Below are 22,915 nucleotides of genomic sequence, written 5' to 3' on the forward strand. Positions count from 1 at the left end.
TTAACAGTTCAGATCGTACTGCCGGCTGTCATTCGTCCCGTATCAATCGCCGCTCGTGCTACCGGGGCCGCCGGCCAGAAACCGGGATCGGATATCCGGCGTTGGCATCATGCACTGCTCTTTTTTTCCGAACCAGCCGTACCGCCGGTCTGCGACGAAGTCGTAGAGTCTGTTTCGGAGTGATCTCGGCAGGATCTCGAACGGCGGGAGCAGTCGGTAGATCCCACCCAGATGATGGGCAGCTCGGAGGACTGCATCGGATTTGGTGTACACCTCCTCACCCTCGACGAGTACGACTGAATCCAGATCGGTGGGATCGATATCGTGGCTAGCCAGTAACTCCTCGGCGACTGTCGACTGCAGCGGTGCGAACCGGAACACACCCTCTGGATCACGCTGGATGAGAAACTTCACGGATCCCTCACAGAGGTTACAGACGCCATCGAACAGCACGACAGGATGTCGCTCGGGGACGCCGTCAGGCAACTCGTCGGTCATCAGTCTGTACTAGGGTCGGCGCGGTGTTCATCCTTGTGCATGGATTTTAGCTGTCGCCGGGCGCTCGCGCCGAGTAGCGCCAGCAGGATGGCTCCCTGGATGCCTGCGAGGACGAGGAAGGCTGTCGCCCAGCCGAACAGATCGGCGAGCGCCCCGACGCCGACAGAGCCCGACGCGCCGACGACCATGTAGGTCGTCCGGACGAGGCCGAACCCGAGCCCTTCCTCCTGGGTGCTCATGTTGTCGAGTACCTTCGGGAGCATCGCCGATCCCCAGCTCATCGCGACGCCGACGAGCACCGTCGCGGCGGCGACAGCCCCGAGCCCCGGGCCGGCGACGTACAGCGTGTAGCCGACGATCCCGCTGGCCATACACAGCCCCATTGCCCTGTCGCGACCGATCCGGTCGGAGAGCCAGCCGATTCCCGGCTGTCCGATACCCTGGGCGACGAAGTACCCCGAGAAGACGATCCCGGCCGTCGTCTCGGAGTACGAGCGGTGTTCCACCAGAAAGGTCGGCAGGAAGGAGGCCGTTCCCTGCCAGACGAACGCTGCGAGCACCGAGATGACGACCGTTCCAGCGATCGGTGGCCGGGAGAGCAAATCGAGGAGAATCCCGCTGTTCACCCGGTCCCGTATCGGTTTCTGGGGGTGCTGGGGAGCGACGCTGGGGATACCGTACGCGACGAGGAAGACTGTCGGCACCGCCGCGACAACACCCAGCGCGACTGCGTACCGCCAGCCGAAGAACGTCCCGACGTAGGCTGCGCCCACCGGTGCGACCAGTCCCGCGACCGGCGCGCCCGCGCTGTGGATCCCGACCGCCGTTCCCGTGTTCTCGAACGTTCGTGAGAGCAGTGTCGTGGCGACGCTGTAGTGGAGTCCGGCAGCACCGCCGAGGACGACTGTGAACAGGAGAAACGTCCAGAAAAACGGCGACACTGCGAGTAACAGGCTCGCCACGGCGGTCCCGCCCACGGCGACGAGAATCACGAGTCGCTCGCCGATCCGATCCCCGACGAGTCCGCTCGGGAACTGTGCCAGCGCGTAGGCGAGCCACATTCCCGACAGCGCCAGCCCGATGACGGCGTTCGAGACCCCGAACTCCGCGGAGATCGCGGGGACGACGGGGCTGATCGCCAGTCGGGCCACCATCGTCGCAAAGAAGGCCATCGTACAGGCGGCGAGTACCGACCGCTTGGTGGACCAGACCATCTATCTGTTCTTCAGGACTGGCTTTGCAAATGTCGTCCGATTTTGCCGCTGGCGTGTCGGCACAGTGCCACTTACTACCTATTCTCTCTCCAGAGTGTACGTATTGGTGTGGTTTGCACTTTGTTACTTGGTATCATGCAATTCCCTAACTGTGGCGGTGAGATACTCTGTGGTAAGGACAGTACATGACATATACTCAATTTTTCAGCAGGGTGGCCCGGGATGACACATAGTATCTGTACGCAGTCACAGGGTATCGCCTATTTTCAGGAGCTGTGGGAGATCATGTTTGCACCCGATACCGATCTGGGGAGCAGACTCGAACGCCTCTTCGAGCGGGAGACCTCGGCGTTTGGGCTGGAGTATGGGTTTTTTTCGCGCATCGATACGGAGGCGGAGATGCAGTATTTTCAGGTCGTCCACGGCTCCCACGAGAACTTGCAGGCAGGGGACACTGTTCCACTCCCGACCACCTACTGCCGCAAAACGATCACGGAGCCGGATGGGGTGTTGGCTATTTCTAACGCAGTGGCCGACGGATGGGCCGATGATCCCGCGTACAGAGTATTCAACCTCGGGAGCTACATCGGAACGACTGTCTCTGCAGATGGCGACCTGTACGGCACACTCTGCTTTGCGAACACTGCCCCTCGGCACGACCCGATCACCGACCAGGAACTCGCGCTGCTGGAGATGTACAGCCAGTGGGTGAGCCACGAGTTGAACCAGTGGCGTGGCCCACCGGCACAGGACGTCGCCAGCCTCGACCTCGAAGGTCACGATATCTCTTTGTCACGGATGAATACGCTCATGGAGGTACTCGGTAACGAAGTGCGGCGGCTGATCGTCCTGTCACTGCTGGACGATTCCACCGAGAACATTCTCGAACTGCTCGAACGGGAGACTGATATCGAACACGTCGAGACAACACTGCGCCACGTCCACCTCCCGAAGTTAGAGGAGGCGGGCTACGTGGAGCTGAGTCCCGACCTGAACACCATCTATCCAGGCCCGGACTTTTCCGAGATCGAACCCTTCCTTCGGCAGTTGGACGAGTATCAGACCGACTGATCTGTACTGCCGTCCGCTTTTTTTGCTGTTCGCTGTGTCGTCGCTACTGTTCGGGGCGATCTGTGACTGTTTCTGCCGGTCGAGCCGGCGAAATCGCCGAAAACGGGCGATCTCAGTTTCCGTTTCGAGGCCGGCGGTAGCTCGCTCGAATCGATTTACTATCGCGTTATAGGGTTTATCGGCGGCCTGCGTCACAAGGATTAGGAGTCCTCGTCGCCTCCTCAGAGGCATGTCGCTTCGACAACCGCCGATCGAGCACTCGGCGAAACAGACGGATTTCGGGGGCTGGGAGATGCCCGTCGAGTTCGACTCGATCCGGGCCGAACACAGCGCTGTCCGGGAGTCTGTCGGCAAGTTCGACGTCTCGCATATGGGCGAGCTCACGGTGTCCGGCCCTGACGCGACCCGGCTCATGCAGCGGCTCACCACGAACGACGTGGAGGCACTCGACTCCGGCGAAGCACAGTACGCCGCGATCACCGACGAAAGGGGGGTCATGCTCGACGACACCGTCGTCTACCGGCTTCCCGAGGCCCGCGACGAGCAGTTTCTGTTCATCCCCAACGCCGGCCACGACGAACAGATGTACGACCGCTGGGTCACCTACCGTGACGAGTGGGGGCTAGACGCCGAGATAACCAACCGGACAGAGGAGTACGCGATGGTCGCCATCCAGGGCCCGGACGCTCCGGAGTTACTCGGTGCGGAGACCGCCCTCGATCTGGATGAGTTGGACCGGTTCGAACTCGCAGCGGGTCCGGTCGCTGGCGTCGACTCACTCGTCGCCCGGACGGGATACACCGGCGAGAAGGGGTTCGAGGTGCTCTGTCCCTGGGACGAGGCAGCCACGGTCTGGGACGCACTGGAGTGTCAACCCTGTGGGTTAGGTGCGCGGGATACCCTTCGTCTGGAGAAGGGATTTCTTCTCTCTGGCCAGGACTTCGATCCCGAGGAGAACCCACGGAACCCCTACGAGGCCCGGATCGGCTTCGCGGTCAAACTCGACACCGAGTTCGTGGGTCGTGATGCCCTGGAGGGTGTCGACGTTGAAGGACCGGCAGAGAAACTCGTCGGTATCGTCCTTCGTGAACGTGGTGTTCCCCGCCACGGCTACCCGGTCCAGACACCAGATGGCGAGGTGATCGGAGAGGTCACGAGCGGGACGATGAGCCCAACGCTCGGTGATCCCATCGCGCTGGCGTACCTGCCCGCAAAGTATGCGGGATCGGAAGAATCAGTCCGGGTCGTCATCCGTGACGAACCGAAGAAAGCACGTACCACCACGCCCCCATTCCTATCATGAGCTTCCAGGTTCCAGACGACTGCCGGTATCTCGACTCACACGAGTGGGCACGGCAGCAAAACGGCACTGTCCGGATCGGTATCACTGGCTTCGCACAGGACGAACTCGGCGACGTGGTCTTCGTCGAGTTACCACAGGAGGGTGACACTGTCACGAAAGACGAGGATTTCGGTGTCATCGAATCGATCAAGGCCGTTTCGGATCTGTACGCGCCGGTTTCGGGAACAGTCACCGAAACGAACGACGACCTCCTCGACACCCCGGAGCTGGTCAACGACGATCCTTTCGGCGACGGCTGGATGATCGAGGTCGAACTCGACGACGAGAGCGAACTCGACGAGTTGCTCTCACCGGCCGAGTACCGCGAGCAGATCGAATAAGCTGTATTTTCGGACGATTACGGCTGGATTTGGCCGATAGCGGCTGTTTTCCGACTGTTTAGCTGTTTCCCGAGTCTCGGCTTCTGCCTCTCCAATAAATCAATTACTGCTATACAGAATGGTCGGCCTCGTCGGAAACTACTCTGGCTTTCTGACTGTCAGCACCGGAACCGGTGCGGAGCGAACCGTCTTCTCGGCGACACTCCCGAGCAAGATCCGCTCGGTCCCGCGTCGTCCGTCCGTTCCCATCACGACGGCGTCGATCCCGTCCGATTCGATGTGGTCGAGAATCACCTCGACTGGCTTGCCACGATCGACGTATGTCTCGGTGTTCGTGATGCCCTGGCTCTTTGCACTCGCTTCGAGTTCCTCGACAGCGTTGGTTGCGGCCTGCTCGGTGTCCGATCTCGCCATCTCCGATCCGAGCGCGAGTCCGGTATCGACGACCGAGAGGATGTGGACCGTCGCATCGAGTGTGGCTGCGAGTGCGAGCCCGTGCTCTCCAGCCTCTGTCGCCCCGGCACTGCCGTCGGTCGGAATGAGGATATCCTCGTAGGGAAACTGCAACCGTTCGTCGTCGAGCATCCGCACCGTGAGGACGGGGCCCGACGCGAGTCGGACCACCTTCTCGGCAACACTGCCGATGAGATACCGCGAGAGTCCCTCGCGGCCGTGGGTCGGCATCACGATCAGGTCGAAGTCGTAGCTGTCGGCGTAGTCGACGATCGTCGGTGCCGGGTTGCCCTGGATGACATCTGTTTCGTAGTCCACACCGAGCGTATCGAGTGTCTTGGCTGCTTCCGCGACGATATCCTCGCCCTCCTGAACGAGCGTATCCACGACGTCGGTTTCGACGACGGTGACACTCTCCCGGGCTGTGTCGGCGACGAACAGGACGTGGATGGTCGCGTCGGTCCGGTGTGCGATCTCACTCGCGTGGTGCAACACCGCTGATGCGCCCTCGCTCCCGTCGAACGGGAGCAGAATCTTGTCGTACATACCGACAGCTACGAGCGGGAGTCGCTAAGAACTTTCCACCAGAGCAATGATTGCAGTCGACGGGCTACTCCGAGAGCTGTCCGGGGATCCACTCGCCGTCGAACTCCTCGTGGAGGAACGGTTTCGGGTCGTCGCCGGCGTAGCTGGCGACCTGCTGACCGCTGCCTTCGAGGTGGTATTTGTAGGTCGTCAGCCCCTCCAGTCCGACCGGGCCGCGTGCGTGGGTTTTGCCCGTGCTGATGCCGACCTCGGCACCGAGGCCGAACCGGTAGCCGTCGCTAAAGCGCGTCGAGGCGTTGTGGAACACACTCGCCGAGTCGATGCTGCGCATGAAGATGCTCGCACGCTCGGCATCGTCGGTCACGATCGAGTCGGTGTGTTTCGAACCGTACGTGTTGACGTGATCGATGGCCGAATCCAGCGAGTCGACGATCTTGACGGCGAGAATGAGGTCGCCGTACTCGCTCGACCAGTCTTCCTCGGTGGCTTCGTTCATCTCCACAAGTTCGCGTGCAGCCTCGTCGCCGCGCAGTTCTACCTCGGCCTCCTGGTACCGACTGGCGATCTCCGGCAGGAACTCCTCTGCCACGTCCTCGTGGACGAGCAGTGTCTCGACAGCGTTACAGACTGCGGGGTACTGCACCTTCGCGTCGAAGGCGATATCCGCGGCCATCGAGAGATCGGCCGCCGTGTCGACGAAGACGTGACAGATCCCCTCGGTGTGGCCGAGCACTGGGATCGAGGTGTTGTCCTGGATGTAGCTGACAAACTCCGAACTGCCCCGTGGCATGAGCAGATCGACCGAGCCATCCATCTCGAGCAGTGTGTTGACGTCCTCGCGGGCCTCGATGAGCTGTGCCCACCCTTCTGGCAGGTCGGCGGTCGCCTCCCGGATAATCTCGTAGAGCACGCGGTTCGAGCTGGCGGCCTCACTCCCGCCTTTCAGGATCACTGCGTTGCCCGACTTGAGACTGAGGGCGGCGATCTGGACCAGCGCGTCCGGTCGGGACTCGAAGACCGTTCCGATGACGCCGATGGGGACCGACTGCTTGTACAGTTCGAGTCCCTCGTCGAGGCGTCGTGCGGCGAGCGTCTTCCCGAGTGGATCCTCCTGGTCGGCGACGCTACGGACCATCTCGGTGATGCTGTCGAGTTTCGACGGCGAGAGTTCGAGTCTGTCGACCAGTGCCTGGGTGTACTCGCCGTCTTCGAGCAGCTGTTCGGCCTCTTCGACGTCCTCGTCGTTGGCTTCGAGGATCTCCTCGTGGCTGTCGTCGATCGCGTCGGCGATCTCGTGCAGTCCCTCGTTGCGCTCCTGCTCCGTGAGTTTCGCCAGTTCGAGCGCTGCCGAATTCGCCTCTGTGACCTTTGCCTCTGTCCGTTTCTCGGTCGTGTGTTCGCTCATTGTTCTCCGTTGATTGGGGTAAATATCGTTCCGACTGTTTCGCCCGCAGCGATCTTTGCGAGAATGTCCTGTTCGGTCGACCGTGCGATGATCGCGGGGGAGCCGTACTCGCTGACCTCGCGGGCACCCTGAACTTTCGTCTGAATCCCGCCGAACTCGCTGGCGGCCGTCTCTTCGACGAGTGTTTCGACCTCGGCGTAGTTGTCACCGACCGCCTCGATCAACTCGGCGTTGGGGTCCTCTTTGGGGTTCCCGGTGTAGACGCCGCCGACGTCGGTCAGCGTCACCAGCAGATCACCGTCGACACCGATCGTCACCGACGCCGAGAGCATATCGTTGTCGCCGATGTGGATCTCCTCGATCGCGACCGCGTCGTTCTCGTTGATGATGGGGACGACGCCCCAGTCGAGCAACGTCTCGATCGTGTTCCGGAAGTTGGTGAAACGTTCGGTGTTCTGTAAATCAAGCTCCGTCAGCAGGATCTGGGCGGTCGTCGTGTCGTACCGCTCGAAGCTCTCGGTGTACCGGCGCATCAGGTGGCTCTGCCCGATCGTCGACAGCGCCTGTGACTCCTCCAGGGTATCGCCGACGAGTCCGATCCGGCCGTTGCCGGCACCGACTGCCCCCGAGGAGACCAGGATCACCTCTTTGCCCTGCTCGCGGAGGTCGGCGATATCGTCGACCAGTTTGTCGAGTTTCCTGTCGTCGAGATTCGACTCCTCGTCGGTCAGCGAGTTCGTCCCGGCCTTGACGACGACCCGGTCTGCATCCGCGGCTAGCTGGCGCGCTTGCCTCACCCGCTCGGCTTCGACTGTCTCACTCATCGTCGAAGTCGTCGGCCAGTTCTCTGGATCGTTCGGTTGCCGCAGCCAGTGCCTCCCCGATCACCGGTTCGACGTCGCTGTCCCAGAGCACTTCCATCCCCTCGATGGTCGTCCCGTTCGGTGAACAGACGGCGTCGATGAGTTCGTCCACGCTCTTCTCGGAGTGGTGGACCGTCTCGGCGGCCCCCTTGAACGTCTGTGCGGCGAGTGTCTCGGCTTCCTCCTCGGTCAGTCCCTCCTCGACGCCTGCCTCCTTCATCGCTTGCAGGAAATAGAAGACGAAGGCCGGGCCGCTGCCGTTGAGTGCCGTCGCGACGTCCATCTGTGCCTCGTCGATCTCGGCGAACTCCCCGAGATCGTCGAGCAGTTCTGCGACGGTCTCGTCGACCTCGTCCCACGTGACGGCGGTCGCCATATCCCGCGTTTCGGCCGCCAGATTCGGCATGATCCGCACGACTGTCGCCTCGGTCCGTGCCTCAACGAACGCCTTGGGCACCCCCGCGGCGACGGTCACGAGCGTCTGCTCCGGCGACAGATCGAGGTCGTCGAGCACTGCCTCGATATGTTTCGGTTTGACTGCGACGATGACGACCTCGGACGCTGTCGCCTCGTCGAGATCCGACGTTGTCGTCTCACAGAGTGGTGCGACCCCCTCGAGAGCGTCCGGATCGATATCGTACGCAGTAATCGTGTGATTGCCGCTCTTCGAGAGCCCCGTGATCAGGGCGCTTCCTAGATTCCCGCAGCCGATGATGGTTACCTCTGCCATACTATCTCGTCTCTATTCGTGACAAGCAGAGGGGGGAATATACAGACGTTGATTTCCGTGCGAGTTGCTCGGTCTGCTGGCTACCCCGGCAGGAAGATGTTGAGTACGGCGACCACGAGCCCCGCGAGACCCATCCGGATGCCGGCGACGATCCAGTTCTGTTTCGAGATCGAGCCGAGATATGCACCGAACACGAAGAGGACGGTGACGCCGATCCCGACGGCGACGATGGTCGCTTCGAGCAGCGTAAAGAACACGTCGTGGGCCAGAAACGGCAGCAGTGGCAGGAGGATGCCGATGATCGGCCCGATCCCGCTCGCGACTGCGTTCACCGTCCGGGCGCTGCGCTGGCGTTTTTCGAGCTCTGTGTCGCCGAGATCGGTCAACATCGCCTCCTCGATCCGGAACAGGTCGGCCTGCTTTTCGGCTCGCTCGATCTCCCAGACGCTCCAGACACCCGACGTCCCCAGTCCGATCGCTGCACCGAGGCCGATCATCACGACCGTGATTCCATCTGATACACCCGACAGGTAGGCCCCGACGACGACGCCGATGGCTGTCAGCGTCCCGTCGAAGCCGTTGGAGATGAAATACCGCCGCGAGATCGACCGTACTTCGTCGTCTTCGAGCAGCGATTCGAGCGAACTCATCAGCGGTCCTGTGGCGTGTCGACCTGTTCGACGATGCTGTCACCGCAGACCACCTGGTCGACCGAGTGGATCGACGCTCCGATGCGCTCGATGGTCTCCTCGACGGTATCGGCCTCGATCGCTGATCCCTCGATCGTGAGTTTGAGGCTCTGTACCTCCCGATCCGTCTCGACGAGGACGACGTTGACGCTGTCGACGCCCGGGCAGTCAGCGACCTCGTCGGCAACGGTGAGCATCTCCGGTTCGTGTGGTTTCAGCACGTCCAGGACGATCCGCCGTGTGGCAGGACTCATAGTTGGTTTGTGGCACGCGATTGACTTATCAGTTGGACTCCGCCCGATCGGCGGTAACCGTCGAACTATCCGGGGGGACAGCCCGACCACGGGTCCCCTTGAGAAGGAGGGCTACGGCAAGGTAGGCAGGCAGACAGACGAGGAGGACCGCCGCGATGATCCCCCAGTCGGCCAGTTCGAGCGGCACTGTCCCGAAGTACTGGTTCAGCGGCGTGTACAGGACAGCGAGCTGGAGGACGATAGAGGCCCCGACGGCGGCCGCGAGCCACAGATTCGACAGTGTGGGCGTCTCGCGCAGCCAGCGGATGACGTACAGCTTCTCGAATTCGAGGAAGACGAAACCGGTGAACACCATCGTCACGGCGTAGGCGGTCGCGTTCGCGGCCCCGTCGAGTGTCACGAACATCAGTCCGAGCATGACGACCGTCGTGACGAGGCCAGTGCCGCCGATCAGCCCGAGCATCTGGCCGCCGACGATCCCCGACCCGGGTTCGCGGGGTGGTCGCTCCATCACGTCCCCGCTTTTGGGGTCGGCCCCGAGCGCGAGCGCCGGCAGCCCGTCGGTCAGCAGGTTGATCCACAGCAACTGGACCGCGGGCAGGATGAGATAGCCCGCCAGCGAGGCCAGAAAGACGAGCGCGACCTCCGCGACGTTCGCGCTCAGGAGGTAGGCGACGAACTTCCAGATGTTGTCGAAGATCCCACGCCCGCGCTCGACGGCCCGCTCGATGGTCGCGTAGTTGTCGTCGAGCAGGACGATATCCGACGCCTGCCTCGCCACGTCGGTCCCGCGGATCCCCATCGCGACGCCGACGTCGGCGTTTTTCAGCGCCGGCGCGTCGTTGACACCGTCGCCGGTCATCGCGACCTGGTGGCCCTGATCCTGGAGCGCACGCAGAATCCGGACCTTGTGTTCCGGTGAGGTGCGTGCGAACAGGTCGACCGATTCGACGCGCTCGCGGAGCGTCTCGTCGTCCATCGCTTCGATCTCCCGTCCTTCGAGCAGTTCGGTGCCGAGTCCGAGCGACTCCGCGATGGCGCGTGCGGTCCGCACGTTGTCGCCGGTGATCATCTTCACCTCGATGCCGGCACGTGTCGTCGCCGCGATTGCGTCGGCAACCTCCGGCCGCGCCGGATCGATCATCCCGGTCAGGCCGACGAAGATCAGTCCCTCGTCCAGTTCGCTGGTCGACTCCTCCGTGTAGGCCATCCCGAGCACGCGGAGCGCGTCGTCACCGAAGTTCTCGACTTTCGTCTCGATCCGTTCGCGGTGTTCGTCGGTCAACTCGACCGGGCCCTCCTCTGTCAGGAGTCGGTCGCAGTTCGCCAGGACGACCGAGGGGGCACCCTTCACGTAGCCTGCATCGTCGTGGATCGTCCCCATCCACTTCCGTTCCGAGGAGAAGGCCACCTCGTCTCGTCGGGGGGTCTGCTCGCGCAACTGTGCGAGATCGATCCCGCGGCTGTCGGCCGCTTCGAGCAACGCCTGCTCGGTTGGATTACCCGATTCCAGCGTCGAATCGTTACAGAGCGCGCCGATCTCCAGGAGCAATCGCTCCCGGCCCGACGGATCGTTCGTCTCGTCCTCGATGACGCTGTCGTGAATCCAGAGTCGGCTGACAGTCATCTCGCCTTTCGTCAGCGTCCCCGTCTTGTCCGTACAGATCACGTCGACGGCACCCAGGGCTTCGACTGCCGGCAGCCGGCGGACGAGCGCCTGTTCGTCGGCCATCGCACGCACCCCGAGAGCGAGCGTCAGCGTGACCACAGCAGGTAGCCCTTCCGGCACTGCGGCGACGGCCAGCGAGACTGCGGTGAGTGCGGCCTGGACGGCCTCTGTCCCGCGGAAGAACAGAAACGGCGCGACCAGTGCCGAGAGCACGAGCACGCCGATTCCGAGGTTGCGCCCCAGTTCGTCGAGTTCGCCCTGCAGCGGTGTCTCCGTCTCCTCGGTCGCTGCGAGTTCCCCCGCGATGTCACCGACCTCCGTCTCCATCCCCGTCTCGGTGACGACGGCGACTGCCTTGCCGCGGGTGACGTTCGTCCCCTTGTAGACCATGCTGTCGCGGTCGGCGAGCGGGGTCTCCGGCTCGACCGCTGCCGATGATTTCCCGACCGGGACGGACTCGCCGGTCAGTGCGGCCTCGTCGATTTCGAGGTCGGAGACGTCGAGCAGCCGACTGTCGGCAGGTACCACGTCGCCATCAGTCAGTTCGATCACGTCGCCCGGGACGAGTTTCGTCGCCTCCATCTCCTGGCTCTCGCCGTCCCGTCGAACCGTCGCCGTCGGGGCAGCAAGTTCCCTGAGCGATTCGAGGCTCTGTTCGGCGCGGTAGTCCTGGACGAAGCCGAAGATCCCGTTGGCGACGACGATGATCGTGATCAGCACTGCATCGACCGCGTGGCCCGCCAGTACCGAGAGAATGGCGGCGGCGACGAGCACCCAGATCAGAACGCTGTCGAACTGGGCGAGAAAGATCGAAAGCGGTGACCGGCCACCTCTCCCGACGATCTCGTTTTTTCCGTACTCGTCGAGTCGGCGCCGGGCCGCATCGGCTGTCAACCCCTCTTTTTGTGTTTCGAGTGCATCGAGGACACGCTCGGGGACGGTTGCGTAGGCGGGCTCCTCCATCGTGTCGTCATTCGAACCAATCGCCTAAAGAACTACTCCCGGCAGCCCCGTCACTCGCAAATTGTGAGGAAGTTCTCGAAGACGGCCTCGCCCTCTTCGGTGTGTGCCACCTCGGGGTGCCACTGGACGCCGAACAGCTCCCGGTCGGTGTCGCTCATCGCCTCGACACCACAGACGTCACTCTTTGCCGTGCGCTTGAACCCCTCTGGGACCTGCTTCACTTCGTCGGCGTGACTCGCCCAGACCCGGGTTTCGGGTGCGAGCGAGCCGACGAGTGGGTCGTCCGCTTCGGTGATCTCGACGGTGACGTCGGCGTAGCCGCCGTACTCGCCGGCACCGACCGTGCCGCCGAGCTCCGCCGCGATAACTTGCATACCGAGACAGATACCGAAGACGGGGATATCGAGCTCCAGATAGTCTGCACAGTTGCCGATGCGGTCGATATCCGGGCCGCCGGAGAGGACGAGCCCGTCGGCGTCGATCGCTTCGGGGGGCGTCTCGTTGTCGACGATGTCGACGTCGACGCCCATGTCACGGAGCGCACGCTGTTCGAGATGCGTGAACTGCCCGTGGTTGTCGATTACGTCGATCCGTGTCATTGCTCCTCCGTAACAGAGCGGGGAATAAATGTTGTCTGTTCTGCGATGGTGGTTTGGGAGGCTTCGAGTACTGTTCTCCCAAAAGAGGGTTCGTGCTATCTCGACCGCTCAGGACTCGGCTTCCGTCCGACAGACCGCTATCATCACGACGACCGATCTCAGAGTCCGACTCGACTCACGACCTCGCACTCGTCACAGCGGAGTTCGACAGAACCGTCCTCGAACCGCGGCCCGCGGACGATATCCCGCGACCCGCACTCCGGACAGCTCAGCCACTCGTAGATCGAGATGTGCTGGTTTTGCGTTCTGGCTGACATTGTCCTTTACTACGGCCCGAGTACGTATTAATTGTGTGGCTGGCCTGTTGTCTGGACTACAGTTTTGGTGAGAATACGTGTAGAAGAACTCTGTAATGTTGGCTGTATGTCCACTTCTATTCGAAATTAATTCAATATCCTGATACCTGACCATCTTTCCGTGGCTCGGCTGCGCCCGAGCGGATATTCCCGTCACTTCTGGCGATTTCGGCGCCGCCGAAGGCACTCGGTGGTTCGATCCGGACGTCGTGGCCCCGACGGGCCAGTTTCGGCGCGATCCCGTCCGCGATCCGCTCCTCGACAGCCAGGGTACCATCGGCCCGGTACCGCCAGCGCGGCGCGTCGAGGGCGGCCTGCAGTCCCATCCCGTAGTCGACGATGTTCGCGAGCACCTGGACGTGGCCCTGTGGCTGCATGTAGCCACCCATCACGCCGAATGCGAGCCAGTCGTCCTCACTGAATCGGGCGAGTGCTGGCACGAGCGTGTGGAACGGCCGTTTCCCGGGTTCGAGACTGTTCGGCACCTCCCCGGAGAGTGAGAAGGAGGCACCACGATTCTGGAGTGCGATTCCAGTGTTGCCGGCGACGAGTCCGCTCCCGAAGCCAGCGAACCGGGAGTTGATGTACGAGACCACGTTGCCAGTCTCGTCGGCGACGGTCAACAGCACCGTATCCGAATCCTCGCCTGCCGCGTCGGGGGTTCCGACGCCGACGTCGGTCACCGCCGCATCCGGGCTGTAGGCCTCGGCACGCCGCTTCGCGTACGATTTCTCGTGCAGCGCCGGGACCGGTTCGAATTCCGGATCGGTGATGTAGTGGTGGCCGTCGTGGAAGGCCAGTTTCAACGCTTCCGCGAAGGCGTGCACCCGGTCGGCCGACTCGTAGGGGTGGTCGCCGGCGCCGATCTCCGCGGCGATGTTGAGTGCTTCGAGCGCGATCTGGCCCTGGTTGTTCGCGCCGAGTTCGAACACCTCGCAGTCGCCGTACGTCGTCGAGATGGGATCGAGCCACTCGACAGAAAACGCTGCGAGATCGTCGACCGTCAGAAAACCACCTTTCGACTGCACCTCGTCGGCGATGGTCTCGCCGATCTCACCCTCGTAGAGCGCGTCCGCACCCTCCTGTGCGATCTGTGACAGTGACTCGCCTAACTCCGGGAGACGCATCTCCTGGCCGACAGTCGGTGCCCTCCCGTCGACGAGATAGGCCTCGCGCGCGTGCTCGTCTTCGAACAGTTCCTCGCCGTGTTGCCACTGTGCGGCGACGACCTCGGTGACTGGATACCCCTCCGTCGCGTACTCGATCGCCGGCTGGAGAACCTCCGAGAGGCTTCGTCGGCCGAGTTCCTCGACTGTCGCCTCCCACCCCCGTGCTGTTCCGGGAACAGTGACGGTGTGCGGGCCGTGATCCGGCATCGTCACACCCGAGCGATCCCTGTCGCTGCCGTACTCCGTTGACTCGTCGTCGACTGCGTCCCGGACCAGTTCTCGACTCGCGCCCTCGGGAGCAGGCCCGCAGGCGCGCATCCCGCCGATTTCGCCGTCGGCGGTCCGATAGCAAGCGAAGACGTCTCCCCCGAGTCCCGTACTCGTCGGTTCGACGACGTTCAGCGCTGCAGCCGTCGCCACTGCCGCGTCGAAAGCGTTCCCACCGTCGCGGAGTACCGAGACCCCTGCCTCGGCAGCGAGTGGCTGACTGGTAGCGACGACACCGTTCGGTGCGTACACTGTCGATCGGCGTGACGTGAACCGATCTAGATCCGGTTCCATACCAGTCCCTTGCAGAGAGACTCATATGGTTTTGTGGGTGGCCACTCCAGGCGCGACCCGCTCCCCGACTATGGCCCATGTAAACACTTCATACATACTCGTTTACTCAGATTATTAGAATCCCTGTAACTACGGCTCCTCGGTGGTAACTACCAGTAGATGGCATATGCAATCGTCCACTTTCTCGTCGGTGCGTCTATTTTCCTCCTTCTTGCGGCACCGCTGACACTCCGGTTCGAGAGCGTGCAGGACTCGGCGCTGGTGCTCGTGACAGTGGGTGGGATCTGGGGACTGGTGCCGGACATTCATCACCTGACGCCGGTCTTTCAGGAGCCGCTGTATGCACTCCACGGCACTCCACTGGTCGATCTGTTCGCCTTCCATTACATGCTGGATCTGGATCCAGTACGCGACCGACCACGGCTGGCGATTTTCGTCTCGCTGGCGTTGTTCTGTCTTTCCGTGGCTGTCTTTACAGCCACCTCTCGGATGGGGAGCCAGTACGAGAACCGGCGTGTGACTGTCGACACCGGGGTCGTAACTGCCATCCTCGCCGCGGCACTCGTCTCGATGACGGTCCTCGGTGTGGTCTTCCTCTCGGGTGGTTACCTCAACTCCATCGGGCTGCTCACCGGTTCGAATGCGCTCCGCGGCTGGCTGCTGTTGGCTGGCGCGACGACCGCCGGCGCCGCCGGATTCAGTCTGCTCGTCGAACTGGGGCCCGGTGCTGACGCGCTCTCGCCGGGACGGGCCGGGGTGATCGGAGCGCTCCTCGGTGTGGTCGCCTGGCTGTTCGGCGTCGTGATGGCCTTACCGATCTTCTTGCTCCGCTTTTTTGGGACCGATCTCTCGCTTGTACACGTCGACGCGTTCACACTGGTCGGATTTGCCGTTGCCGGCGGCGCACTCGGATCGACGTACATCGTCGTCGCCCGGCGGGTCAGCGACGGCTCCACCCGACAGCAAGACCAGTTCAGTCTGCAGCGATAGCTGGATCTCGGTGACTCGCCGACGAACCACCAGCAGAGCTACGCTGACGCGTCGTAGCCCGCGTCTTCGACAGCCCGGACGAGCGAGTCCGGATCTGCGGCGCCATCGACCGTGACCGAGCCACTCTCGTGATCGGCGGTCACCTCCGTGACACCCTCGACTCCTTCGAGCGCTTCCTCGACGGTCTGCTCGCAGTGATCACAGCTCATCCCTTCGACGGTGAGTGTCTGACTCATCTGTAGCTGGCTGTAAGAGGCTCCAAAGTTTGTACGTTTCCCATTGCATTCGAAGGTATATTCGATCTTGGACTTCGGTTTCCAAGGCATATTTCGGGAAACAGTATTGTATCCGGAGTCAGTATGTCGTATATGCGCGAACTCGACGAGACCGACATGGAGATTCTCTCGCTTCTGGCGGAGAATGCGCGCCGTCCGTTCAGCGAAATCGGTGACGAGGTCGGTCTCTCCGGACCTGCGGTCTCGGACCGTGTGGAGCGGCTCCAGGAGGTCGGCGTCATCAACCACTTCACGATCGATCTCGACCGGGCCCAGCTTCGCGCCGGTGTCCCGGTGTTGATCCAGGTCGAACTCCCCGCCGAATCGCTCGAACAGGCGCGTGACCGCCTTCGTGACGCCGACGGTGTCGAGCACCTGTTCGTTACGTCCGAAGGCGAACTCTGGTTCTACGCCCGTATCGAGGCACAGAACGTCCGGTCCTGGATCGAGAACCAGTTCGCTGACGTTGCGATCTCGGACTACTCGATCACGCTAGTCGATACCGTCGAGTGGACGCCCTCGGTCGATGGTGTCGAGTTCGCACTCACCTGTGCGGAGTGTTCGAATACGGTCGACAGCGAGGGCGAGACGGCCCGGATCGACGGCGAGGTGTACCACTTCTGCTGTTCTTCGTGTCTCTCACGGTTCGAGGAGCGATACCAGCGTCTCGAAGAACGAGCCTGAGTATCAACTGGAATCCGGACTCCCTTTGGAATCCAAACTCTCGGGCGCACCAAGCACCGCTTTGCAAGTAACAAACTGCCTAAAGGTGGCTCCCGTAGACTAGAGTACCATGACGACTCGACGGACCCAGCTCGATATCACGGGGATGTCCTGCGCCAACTGTTCGGCGACGATCCAGGACACCGTGGAATCTCTCGACGGTGTCACGGAGGCGGACGCCAACTTCGCCACCGACGAGGGCGCAGTCGAGTACGACCCCGAGGAGGTAACGCTACGGGAGATCTTCGAGACGATCGAGGACGCCGGCTACGGCGCCGTCTCGGAGACGGTGACGATTGCCATCTCCGATATGACCTGTGCGAACTGTGCCGAGGCCAACGCGACCGCACTGGAGGACACGCCGGGTGTCATCGAGGCGGACGTCAACTACGCGACCGACGAAGCACAGGTCAGATACAACCCTGCGGACGTCTCTCTCGACGCCCTGTACGACGCCATCGAAGACGCAGGATACTCGCCCGTGCGCGAGGATGGCGACGACGACTCGGGCCAGAGCGCACGGGATACAGCCCGCGAAGCCGAGACAAGAAAGCAGCTCCGGCTGACGCTGTTCGGGGCCGCTCTCTCGGCGCCGATGCTGTTTTTCCTCGTCGACAAGTTCCTCCTGGGTGGGACGGTCGTCCCTGAGACGATCTTCGGCCTGGAGATGGGCTGGATCGAGTTCCTGCTTGCGACCCCGGTCCAGGCGATTCTCGGCTGGCCGTTCTACCGGAACTCCTACAAAGCGATCGTCAAGAACGGCCGTGCCAACATGGACGTACTGATCGCGCTGGGCTCGTCGACGGCCTATCTCTACTCGGTGGCCGTTCTGTCGGGCCTGATCGCCGGCGACGTCTACTTCGATACGGCGGCGCTGATCCTCGTGTTCATCACGCTCGGGAACTACCTCGAAGCCCGCTCGAAGGGCCAGGCCGGCGAAGCGCTCCGGAAACTGCTGGAAATGGAGGCCGAGACGGCCACGCTCGTCGACGAGGATGGCAACGAACAGGAAGTCCCACTCGAAGACGTCGCGGTCGGCGACCGGATGAAGATCCGACCCGGTGAGCAGATTCCGACCGACGGCGTCGTCTTCGACGGCCAGTCTGCCGTCGACGAGTCGATGGTCACAGGCGAGTCCGTCCCAGTCGAGAAAAGCGAGGGCGACGAGGTCGTCGGATCGACGATCAACGAGAACGGTGTCCTCGTCGTCGAGGCGACGAAGGTCGGCGAGGATACGGCGCTCCAGCAGATCGTCCAGACGGTCAAGGAGGCCCAGTCACGCCAGCCCGAGATCCAGAACGTCGCGGACCGCATCTCCGCGTACTTCGTCCCGATCGTCATCGTCAACGCCTTGTTCTGGGGGACTGTCTGGTTTCTCTTCCCCGGGGCACTCGCTGGCTTCGTCGACGCGCTCCCGCTGTGGGGGCAGGTCGCCGGCGGGCCAGCCGTCGTCGGAGGCGGTGTCTCTATCTTCGAGTTCGCGGTCATCGTCTTCGCCTCCGCGGTGTTGATCGCCTGTCCCTGTGCGCTGGGGCTGGCGACGCCCGCCGCGACGATGGTCGGGACGACGATCGGTGCCCAGAACGGCGTCCTATTCAAGGGTGGTGACATCCTCGAACGCGCGAAGGACGTCGACACCGTCGTCTTCGACAAGACCGGGACGCTGACCGAAGGCGAGATGGAGCTGACCGACGTGGTCGTCTTCGACCGAGCGGGGAATCCGGTTCCTGATGGTGGCGAGCCAGCAGCCGACGGCGGACAGCTCGCCCGCGAGCAGGTCTCCGAGGACGACGTGCTCCGGCTGGCCGCATCGGCCGAGAGTGGCAGCGAACACCCACTCGCACAGGCGATCGTCGCCGGTGCAGAGGAGCGCGGTATCGAGCTAACCGATCCAGAGTCCTTCGAAAACGTCCCTGGCCACGGTATTCGGGCGACAGTCGACGGTACCGAGGTACTGGTCGGCAACCGCAAACTGCTCCGTGACAACGGAATCGATCCAGAGCCCGCCACGGAGACGATGGAACGACTCGAAAGCGAGGGCAAGACGGCGATGCTCGTCGCCCGCCTCTCGGGTGATGGGACGGGCGAACTCCTCGGTGTGGTCGCCGACGCCGACACGGTCAAGGAAAGCGCAAAGAACGCTGTGGCCGACCTGCGCGAGCGAGGACTCGACGTGATGATGCTGACCGGCGACAACGAGCGGACTGCCCGCGCAGTCGCCGAGCAGGTCGGGATCGATCCCGACAAGGTCCGTGCGGAGGTCCTCCCGGAAGACAAATCGGATGCGGTCGAGCAGATCCAGCAGGAGGGTCGCCGGGCGATGATGGTCGGCGACGGCGTCAACGACGCGCCGGCACTGGCTGTCGCCTACGTCGGGACGGCGATCGGTTCCGGCACCGACGTCGCCATCGAGGCCGCGGACGTGACGCTGATGCGCGACGACCCACAGGACGTGGTGAAGGCGATCCGGATCTCGGATGCGACGCTGCAGAAGATCAAGCAGAATCTCTTCTGGGCGCTCGGCTACAACACGTCGATGATTCCGCTGGCCTCCCTGGGGCTGTTACAGCCAGTGCTCGCCGCGGCGGCGATGGCTTTCTCCAGCGTCTCCGTGCTGGCCAACAGTCTCTTCTTCCGGCGGTACAAGCCGGATCAGGAGTACGAACTGTTCGGCCGATTCCGGTAGCTCACTTCTCTTCTTGGTTCCCTTCGCCAGGATCGTACCGTTCGGCGGCTGATTCGAAACTCAGTTCTTCCTGCTGTTTCGCGCGGCGACTCTCCTGCTGTGCGATGGCCTCTGGATCGGGACTGGCGTCGTCGTCGATCCTGGCCCAGGAGTCGTGGACTTTGGCGTGACACCACCGGCAGAGTGTGATCGTAATCTCGTCGCTCGTCTCGCCGCTGCCGTGGGCCGACCCGCTCGCGTAGGAGAGGTGGTGTTCTTCGAGTAGCGGGCGGTCGTCGTGGTGGGCCATCCGCTGTTCGTCGAGCCCACAGCGCTGGCACTCGTCGCCGGCACTGCGCGCCCGGAAGTGGGGACAGTCTGCCCAGTCCCAGTGACCGGTGAGCCCCTCCTCGTCTGTCTCGCCGGCGACAGGGCACTGGTACTCCTGCTCGCGCAACTCCGTTGCAAACTGCGGATCGTGGTCGCCGTACTCGACTGCGAACCGACACTTGCCCTCGTCGGTGAGAAAATCACAGCGGTCGACGAACTGGTAGGGGTCGTCCACGCCGACGGAGGTCCCGGCGTCCGTTTTCTCCATGCGTCTGCTGTGTCCGCGATCTGCTTGAGTCTTTGTGCGGGAACTCTATCGACGCGTCAACAACACTGATGGATACCCAGCACTGTGAGACGGCAGACAGACTTTTTTCCCGAGGCTGTGAGATGCCGGTATGGCAGTGCACGTCGTCCACGACCGAGACGATACGTTGGGTGAGCAAGCGACCGAGCCGCGGACACTCGCGACCGAAGTCGAGGTCGCCGACTCGGGGCTCGCACAGATGCGCGGGCTGATGTTCCGGTCGGAGCTGCCCGAGAACTTCGCACTCGTGATGGAGGTCGGCAGTAGCGGTGGGCTGCCGTTTACCAGCGGCCCGCCACGGCAGTTCGTCCACATGCTTTTCGTCCGTCACTCGCTGGATGTCCTCTGGCTCGACGACGACGAAGTACTCAAAGCGAAACGGATGCATCCCTGGCGAAGCGCCGGGATGGCCCGGGCCGACCGGATCGTCGAACTCCCGGCAGGGGCGGCCGAGGGTGTCGCTCCCGGGGACACCGTTCGTGTCGTCGACAGCTCGGGCTGATCGCAAAAGGCAACTTTATAGGGCTGCACACCCCCAGAGACAACCAGGGTAACATGACCCGTGATCGATTTATTCGGGGGCCACCCCGACACCACCTCGCTTGACGACACTGACGACGTACAGCTTCTCGACACGACGCTCCGGGATGGCGAACAAGCACCGGGTATATCGCTGACACCCGACGAGAAAGCACACATCGCACGCAAACTCGACGGGGCCGGGATCGACGTGATCGAGGCCGGCAGCGCCTGCACTGGTGCCGGCGAACGCCAGACGATCCAGCGCGTCACCGATCTCGACATCTCGGCGACAGTGACGAGTTTCTGCCGTGGTATCAAAAACGACATCGACCTCGCGATGGACTGCGATGTCGACGGGATCAACCTCGTCGTGCCGGCCAGTGACAAACACGTCAGAGACAAGGTCGGCATCACGCCACAGGAAAACGTCACGAAGACTGCAGAGCTGGTCGACTACGCCAAAGACCACGGCCTCTGGGTCGAGGTCATCGGCGAAGACGGCTCCCGTGCCGATCTGAACTATCTCGAACAGCTCATGGGTGCCTCGTTCGACGCCGGTGCTGATCGTGTGTGTTACGCCGACACCGTCGGCCACGCCACGCCCGACCGGACACTTGCCGTGGTTTCCAGGCTCGTCGATCTCGGGCCGACGAGTACGCACACCCACGACGATCTGGGGCTGGCGATGACGAACGTGCTGGTCTCGGTCGCCGCGGGTGCGGATCTCGTCCACGGGACGATCAACGGCATCGGCGAACGGGCCGGCAACGTCGCACTGGAGGAAGTCGCGATCGCACTCGATCACGGCTACGGGATCGAGACGATGGATCTGGAGAAGATCTACGAGCTGGCACAGCTGGTCGCCAACAAGACCGGCGTCCCGCTCCCGCCGAACAAGGCGGTCGTCGGCCAGAACGCCTTCACTCACGAGTCGGGCATCCACACCGACGGTACGCTGAAAGACGACGCGATGTACGAGCCGTACCCACCGGAGAAGGTGGGCCGAAAGCGCCGACTCGCACTCGGAAAACACGCCGGACGCGCGGGTGTCGAAGCAGCGCTCGGCGAACACGACGTCGAGGTCACCGACGACCAACTCGTGGATATCGTTGCCCGGGTCAAGGAGATCGGCGACCGGGGCAAACGCGTCACCGACGCCGACCTCCTGCGGATCGCAGAGGAGATAAGCGGCACCGACCGCGACCGCCGGGTCGAACTGCTCGATCTGACGGCGGTCAGCGGGGTCAACCCGCCGACTGCGAGCATCCGGCTCGACGTCGACGGCGAACAGCGCGAGAACGCCGCGACCGGCTCCGGACCGGTCGATGCTGCGATGAACGCGACTGTCGAGGCGTTGAGCCACGAACTCGACGCGGCGCTTGAATCCTACCACGTCGACGCGATCACCGGCGGCACCGACGCCGTCGTGACTGTCGAAGTCGAGATGTCACGCGGCGACGACACTGTCGCCGTCTCACAGAGCGACTCCGATATCACGCATGCGTCGGTCACCGCGATGGTCGAAGCGATGGACCGCCTCATCGCCTCGGACGAAGACCGGGTCATCGCCGACGACTGATCGGTCGCCGAAGTCGTTTTTCGTCTCTTCTCGACTGCTTCCGGCCTGACGTCTGACAACTGACTGACGATCATTTTTCCGTGTGAAACCCTTACATGAAATCCCGAGGACTGCCCAATGCGACACACCTCTAACCCGCCTAATTGCGGTGAGTCTGGGTCCGCAGACGAGTCCCACAGCAGCGACCAACAGCTACCAGTCAGCCTGGGTTCTACTGACTCGGTTCACTATCTCAGAGAACGGATCCATATTGCGACACTCGAACAAGAAATGGAGACACTAGAAGCAGAACGCGACGAGTTTGCCAGGCAAGTCGACGAGCTCGAGGACGAACTCGAAGCACTCGAAGACGAGATTGCCACCCTGGAAGGTATCATCGAACAGAAAGACGACCAGTTACAGCAGGTTATCTCGAACTACGAGACCGTCATCGATCACAAACACGACCAGCAGATGGACGACCAGACCACCGATTCGCGGTTCAGGTCGGGTATCGACTGGGTGTTCGACTGGATCAAATGATAGAGATACGAGCGCATACCCCCGCCTTCCCGTGAGTGACGAGTGTTCCGACACCCTGTCGGAACCGAGGAGCGAACAGGCGGGGGTCGAGCGGACAACATAGTGTGACAATCCACAATTCTATTGCAGGGCTGGATTTCCCACCGTTTCCCCAAGATATTTGCCATGACATGAACATAGTGTGTAGCACGGATGAAGACCACACGGCACGCAACCTACAACCTCAACTACCACATAGTGTGGCTCCCGAAGTCTCGCAGAACCGACGGTTCTGCGGAT

23 protein-coding genes and 1 pseudogene are annotated in these 22,915 nt (G+C 62.6%); 10 read left to right on the plus strand and 14 right to left on the minus strand.

The genetic code is table 11. From position 1 onward, the window contains the following. Positions 1-42: 42 nt before the first annotated feature. Entirely contained in the window at positions 43-498 is a 456-nt protein-coding gene (locus EOW68_RS07000; protein WP_128224434.1) for a thiol-disulfide oxidoreductase DCC family protein, read from the minus strand. Continuing rightward, complete coding sequence (locus EOW68_RS07005; RefSeq protein ID WP_128224435.1) at positions 498-1,712, minus strand: MFS transporter; 1,215 nt, start codon at positions 1,710-1,712, stop codon at positions 498-500. The genes EOW68_RS07000 and EOW68_RS07005 overlap by 1 nt, the downstream gene beginning before the upstream one ends. A gap of 222 nt (positions 1,713-1,934) precedes the next feature. On the opposite strand from EOW68_RS07005, the gene EOW68_RS07010 reads away from it, so the two are divergent. The 3 genes from EOW68_RS07010 to gcvH all read left to right on the plus strand — a co-directional run bounded on the left by EOW68_RS07010 (position 1,935) and on the right by gcvH (position 4,466). Then, positions 1,935-2,783 carry a GAF domain-containing protein gene (locus tag EOW68_RS07010; RefSeq protein WP_128224436.1) on the plus strand — a complete coding sequence of 283 codons (849 nt, stop codon included), beginning with the start codon at positions 1,935-1,937 and terminating at the stop codon, positions 2,781-2,783. A 229-nt stretch (positions 2,784-3,012) separates the two neighbouring features. Continuing rightward, entirely contained in the window at positions 3,013-4,086 is a 1,074-nt protein-coding gene (gcvT, locus tag EOW68_RS07015) for a glycine cleavage system aminomethyltransferase GcvT (RefSeq protein ID WP_128224437.1), read from the plus strand. After that, entirely contained in the window at positions 4,083-4,466 is a 384-nt protein-coding gene (gene gcvH, locus EOW68_RS07020) for a glycine cleavage system protein GcvH (protein ID WP_128224438.1), read from the plus strand. Before gcvT ends, gcvH begins: the two co-directional genes overlap by 4 nt. Positions 4,467-4,604: 138 nt before the next feature. Here the strand turns inward: gcvH and EOW68_RS07025 are convergent, their stop codons facing one another. The 10 genes from EOW68_RS07025 to EOW68_RS07065 all read right to left on the minus strand — a co-directional run bounded on the left by EOW68_RS07025 (position 4,605) and on the right by EOW68_RS07065 (position 14,723). After that, positions 4,605-5,465, minus strand: a complete 861-nt coding sequence (locus EOW68_RS07025) for a universal stress protein (protein WP_128224439.1) — start codon at positions 5,463-5,465, stop codon at positions 4,605-4,607. Positions 5,466-5,529: 64 nt separating this feature from the next. Then, positions 5,530-6,870, minus strand: a complete 1,341-nt coding sequence (locus tag EOW68_RS07030; protein WP_128224440.1) for a glutamate-5-semialdehyde dehydrogenase — start codon at positions 6,868-6,870, stop codon at positions 5,530-5,532. Continuing rightward, a complete protein-coding gene (gene proB, locus EOW68_RS07035; RefSeq protein ID WP_128224441.1) occupies positions 6,867-7,694 on the minus strand; it encodes a glutamate 5-kinase in 828 nt (275 codons plus the stop codon). Before proB ends, EOW68_RS07030 begins: the two co-directional genes overlap by 4 nt. Continuing rightward, positions 7,687-8,463 (minus strand): pyrroline-5-carboxylate reductase, encoded by a 777-nt coding sequence (gene proC / locus EOW68_RS07040; protein WP_128224442.1) that lies wholly within the window; start codon positions 8,461-8,463, stop codon positions 7,687-7,689. Before proC ends, proB begins: the two co-directional genes overlap by 8 nt. A gap of 80 nt (positions 8,464-8,543) precedes the next feature. After that, positions 8,544-9,113, minus strand: a complete 570-nt coding sequence (locus EOW68_RS07045) for a VIT1/CCC1 transporter family protein (protein WP_128224443.1) — start codon at positions 9,111-9,113, stop codon at positions 8,544-8,546. Beyond that, the gene (locus tag EOW68_RS07050; protein WP_128224444.1) at positions 9,113-9,406 is read right to left on the minus strand and encodes a DUF211 domain-containing protein; all 294 of its coding nucleotides are present in this window, start codon (positions 9,404-9,406) and stop codon (positions 9,113-9,115) included. The genes EOW68_RS07045 and EOW68_RS07050 overlap by 1 nt, the downstream gene beginning before the upstream one ends. Before the next feature lie 28 nt (positions 9,407-9,434). After that, complete coding sequence (locus EOW68_RS07055; RefSeq protein ID WP_128224445.1) at positions 9,435-12,038, minus strand: calcium-translocating P-type ATPase, PMCA-type; 2,604 nt, start codon at positions 12,036-12,038, stop codon at positions 9,435-9,437. Positions 12,039-12,088: 50 nt separating this feature from the next. Beyond that, the gene (locus EOW68_RS07060; RefSeq protein ID WP_128224446.1) at positions 12,089-12,637 is read right to left on the minus strand and encodes a GMP synthase subunit A; all 549 of its coding nucleotides are present in this window, start codon (positions 12,635-12,637) and stop codon (positions 12,089-12,091) included. 158 nt (positions 12,638-12,795) lie between these two features. Then, positions 12,796-12,954, minus strand: a complete 159-nt coding sequence (locus tag EOW68_RS18560) for a hypothetical protein (protein ID WP_431358790.1) — start codon at positions 12,952-12,954, stop codon at positions 12,796-12,798. Positions 12,955-13,085: 131 nt separating this feature from the next. Next, positions 13,086-14,723, minus strand: a complete 1,638-nt coding sequence (locus tag EOW68_RS07065) for a gamma-glutamyltransferase family protein (protein WP_128224447.1) — start codon at positions 14,721-14,723, stop codon at positions 13,086-13,088. Between the two features lie 159 nt (positions 14,724-14,882). On the opposite strand from EOW68_RS07065, the gene EOW68_RS07070 reads away from it, so the two are divergent. Next, positions 14,883-15,713, plus strand: a complete 831-nt coding sequence (locus EOW68_RS07070) for a hypothetical protein (protein WP_128224448.1) — start codon at positions 14,883-14,885, stop codon at positions 15,711-15,713. A gap of 38 nt (positions 15,714-15,751) precedes the next feature. Here the strand turns inward: EOW68_RS07070 and EOW68_RS07075 are convergent, their stop codons facing one another. Further along, entirely contained in the window at positions 15,752-15,949 is a 198-nt protein-coding gene (locus tag EOW68_RS07075) for a heavy-metal-associated domain-containing protein (protein ID WP_128224449.1), read from the minus strand. A 132-nt stretch (positions 15,950-16,081) separates the two neighbouring features. On the opposite strand from EOW68_RS07075, the gene EOW68_RS07080 reads away from it, so the two are divergent. Next, on the plus strand, positions 16,082-16,672 hold the full coding sequence (locus EOW68_RS07080) for an AsnC family transcriptional regulator (RefSeq protein ID WP_128224450.1): 591 nt from the start codon (positions 16,082-16,084) through the stop codon (positions 16,670-16,672). A 109-nt stretch (positions 16,673-16,781) separates the two neighbouring features. Next, positions 16,782-19,397: a heavy metal translocating P-type ATPase gene (locus tag EOW68_RS07085; protein WP_128224451.1), complete on the plus strand. Its 2,616-nt coding sequence runs from the start codon at positions 16,782-16,784 to the stop codon at positions 19,395-19,397. Position 19,398: 1 nt separating this feature from the next. Here EOW68_RS07085 and EOW68_RS07090 read toward each other — a convergent pair whose 3' ends face one another. Then, positions 19,399-19,974, minus strand: coding sequence for a DUF7097 family protein (locus tag EOW68_RS07090; protein ID WP_128224452.1), 576 nt, complete (start codon positions 19,972-19,974; stop codon positions 19,399-19,401). A 136-nt stretch (positions 19,975-20,110) separates the two neighbouring features. Here EOW68_RS07090 and EOW68_RS07095 point away from each other — a divergent pair, with 136 nt between their 5' ends. From EOW68_RS07095 to EOW68_RS07110, 4 genes and pseudogenes are all read left to right on the plus strand, one after another. Then, the gene (locus tag EOW68_RS07095; protein WP_431358792.1) at positions 20,111-20,515 is read left to right on the plus strand and encodes a DUF192 domain-containing protein; all 405 of its coding nucleotides are present in this window, start codon (positions 20,111-20,113) and stop codon (positions 20,513-20,515) included. Positions 20,516-20,575: 60 nt separating this feature from the next. Continuing rightward, the gene (locus EOW68_RS07100; protein ID WP_128224454.1) at positions 20,576-22,114 is read left to right on the plus strand and encodes a (R)-citramalate synthase; all 1,539 of its coding nucleotides are present in this window, start codon (positions 20,576-20,578) and stop codon (positions 22,112-22,114) included. 270 nt (positions 22,115-22,384) lie between these two features. Next, positions 22,385-22,636 carry a hypothetical protein gene (locus tag EOW68_RS07105; protein WP_128224455.1) on the plus strand — a complete coding sequence of 84 codons (252 nt, stop codon included), beginning with the start codon at positions 22,385-22,387 and terminating at the stop codon, positions 22,634-22,636. 192 nt (positions 22,637-22,828) lie between these two features. Next, positions 22,829-22,915 (plus strand): annotated as a pseudogene (locus EOW68_RS07110) (IS200/IS605 family transposase); the annotation flags it as partial.

This window comes from Halovenus amylolytica, from assembly GCA_004015825.1.
Lineage (GTDB): Archaea > Halobacteriota > Halobacteria > Halobacteriales > Haloarculaceae > Halovenus > Halovenus amylolytica.

Coding starts and splice junctions, on each gene's coding strand:
- EOW68_RS07000 (WP_128224434.1), bottom strand. CDS start 498: ATGACCGACGAGTTGCCTGACGGCGTCCCCGAGCGACATCCTGTCGTG.
- EOW68_RS07005 (WP_128224435.1), bottom strand. CDS start 1,712: ATGGTCTGGTCCACCAAGCGGTCGGTACTCGCCGCCTGTACGATGGCC.
- EOW68_RS07010 (WP_128224436.1), top strand. CDS start 1,935: ATGACACATAGTATCTGTACGCAGTCACAGGGTATCGCCTATTTTCAG.
- gcvT (WP_128224437.1), top strand. CDS start 3,013: ATGTCGCTTCGACAACCGCCGATCGAGCACTCGGCGAAACAGACGGAT.
- gcvH (WP_128224438.1), top strand. CDS start 4,083: ATGAGCTTCCAGGTTCCAGACGACTGCCGGTATCTCGACTCACACGAG.
- EOW68_RS07025 (WP_128224439.1), bottom strand. CDS start 5,465: ATGTACGACAAGATTCTGCTCCCGTTCGACGGGAGCGAGGGCGCATCA.
- EOW68_RS07030 (WP_128224440.1), bottom strand. CDS start 6,870: ATGAGCGAACACACGACCGAGAAACGGACAGAGGCAAAGGTCACAGAG.
- proB (WP_128224441.1), bottom strand. CDS start 7,694: ATGAGTGAGACAGTCGAAGCCGAGCGGGTGAGGCAAGCGCGCCAGCTA.
- proC (WP_128224442.1), bottom strand. CDS start 8,463: ATGGCAGAGGTAACCATCATCGGCTGCGGGAATCTAGGAAGCGCCCTG.
- EOW68_RS07045 (WP_128224443.1), bottom strand. CDS start 9,113: ATGAGTTCGCTCGAATCGCTGCTCGAAGACGACGAAGTACGGTCGATC.
- EOW68_RS07050 (WP_128224444.1), bottom strand. CDS start 9,406: ATGAGTCCTGCCACACGGCGGATCGTCCTGGACGTGCTGAAACCACAC.
- EOW68_RS07055 (WP_128224445.1), bottom strand. CDS start 12,038: ATGGAGGAGCCCGCCTACGCAACCGTCCCCGAGCGTGTCCTCGATGCA.
- EOW68_RS07060 (WP_128224446.1), bottom strand. CDS start 12,637: ATGACACGGATCGACGTAATCGACAACCACGGGCAGTTCACGCATCTC.
- EOW68_RS18560 (WP_431358790.1), bottom strand. CDS start 12,954: ATGTCAGCCAGAACGCAAAACCAGCACATCTCGATCTACGAGTGGCTG.
- EOW68_RS07065 (WP_128224447.1), bottom strand. CDS start 14,723: ATGGAACCGGATCTAGATCGGTTCACGTCACGCCGATCGACAGTGTAC.
- EOW68_RS07070 (WP_128224448.1), top strand. CDS start 14,883: ATGGCATATGCAATCGTCCACTTTCTCGTCGGTGCGTCTATTTTCCTC.
- EOW68_RS07075 (WP_128224449.1), bottom strand. CDS start 15,949: ATGAGTCAGACACTCACCGTCGAAGGGATGAGCTGTGATCACTGCGAG.
- EOW68_RS07080 (WP_128224450.1), top strand. CDS start 16,082: ATGCGCGAACTCGACGAGACCGACATGGAGATTCTCTCGCTTCTGGCG.
- EOW68_RS07085 (WP_128224451.1), top strand. CDS start 16,782: ATGACGACTCGACGGACCCAGCTCGATATCACGGGGATGTCCTGCGCC.
- EOW68_RS07090 (WP_128224452.1), bottom strand. CDS start 19,974: ATGGAGAAAACGGACGCCGGGACCTCCGTCGGCGTGGACGACCCCTAC.
- EOW68_RS07105 (WP_128224455.1), top strand. CDS start 22,385: ATGGAGACACTAGAAGCAGAACGCGACGAGTTTGCCAGGCAAGTCGAC.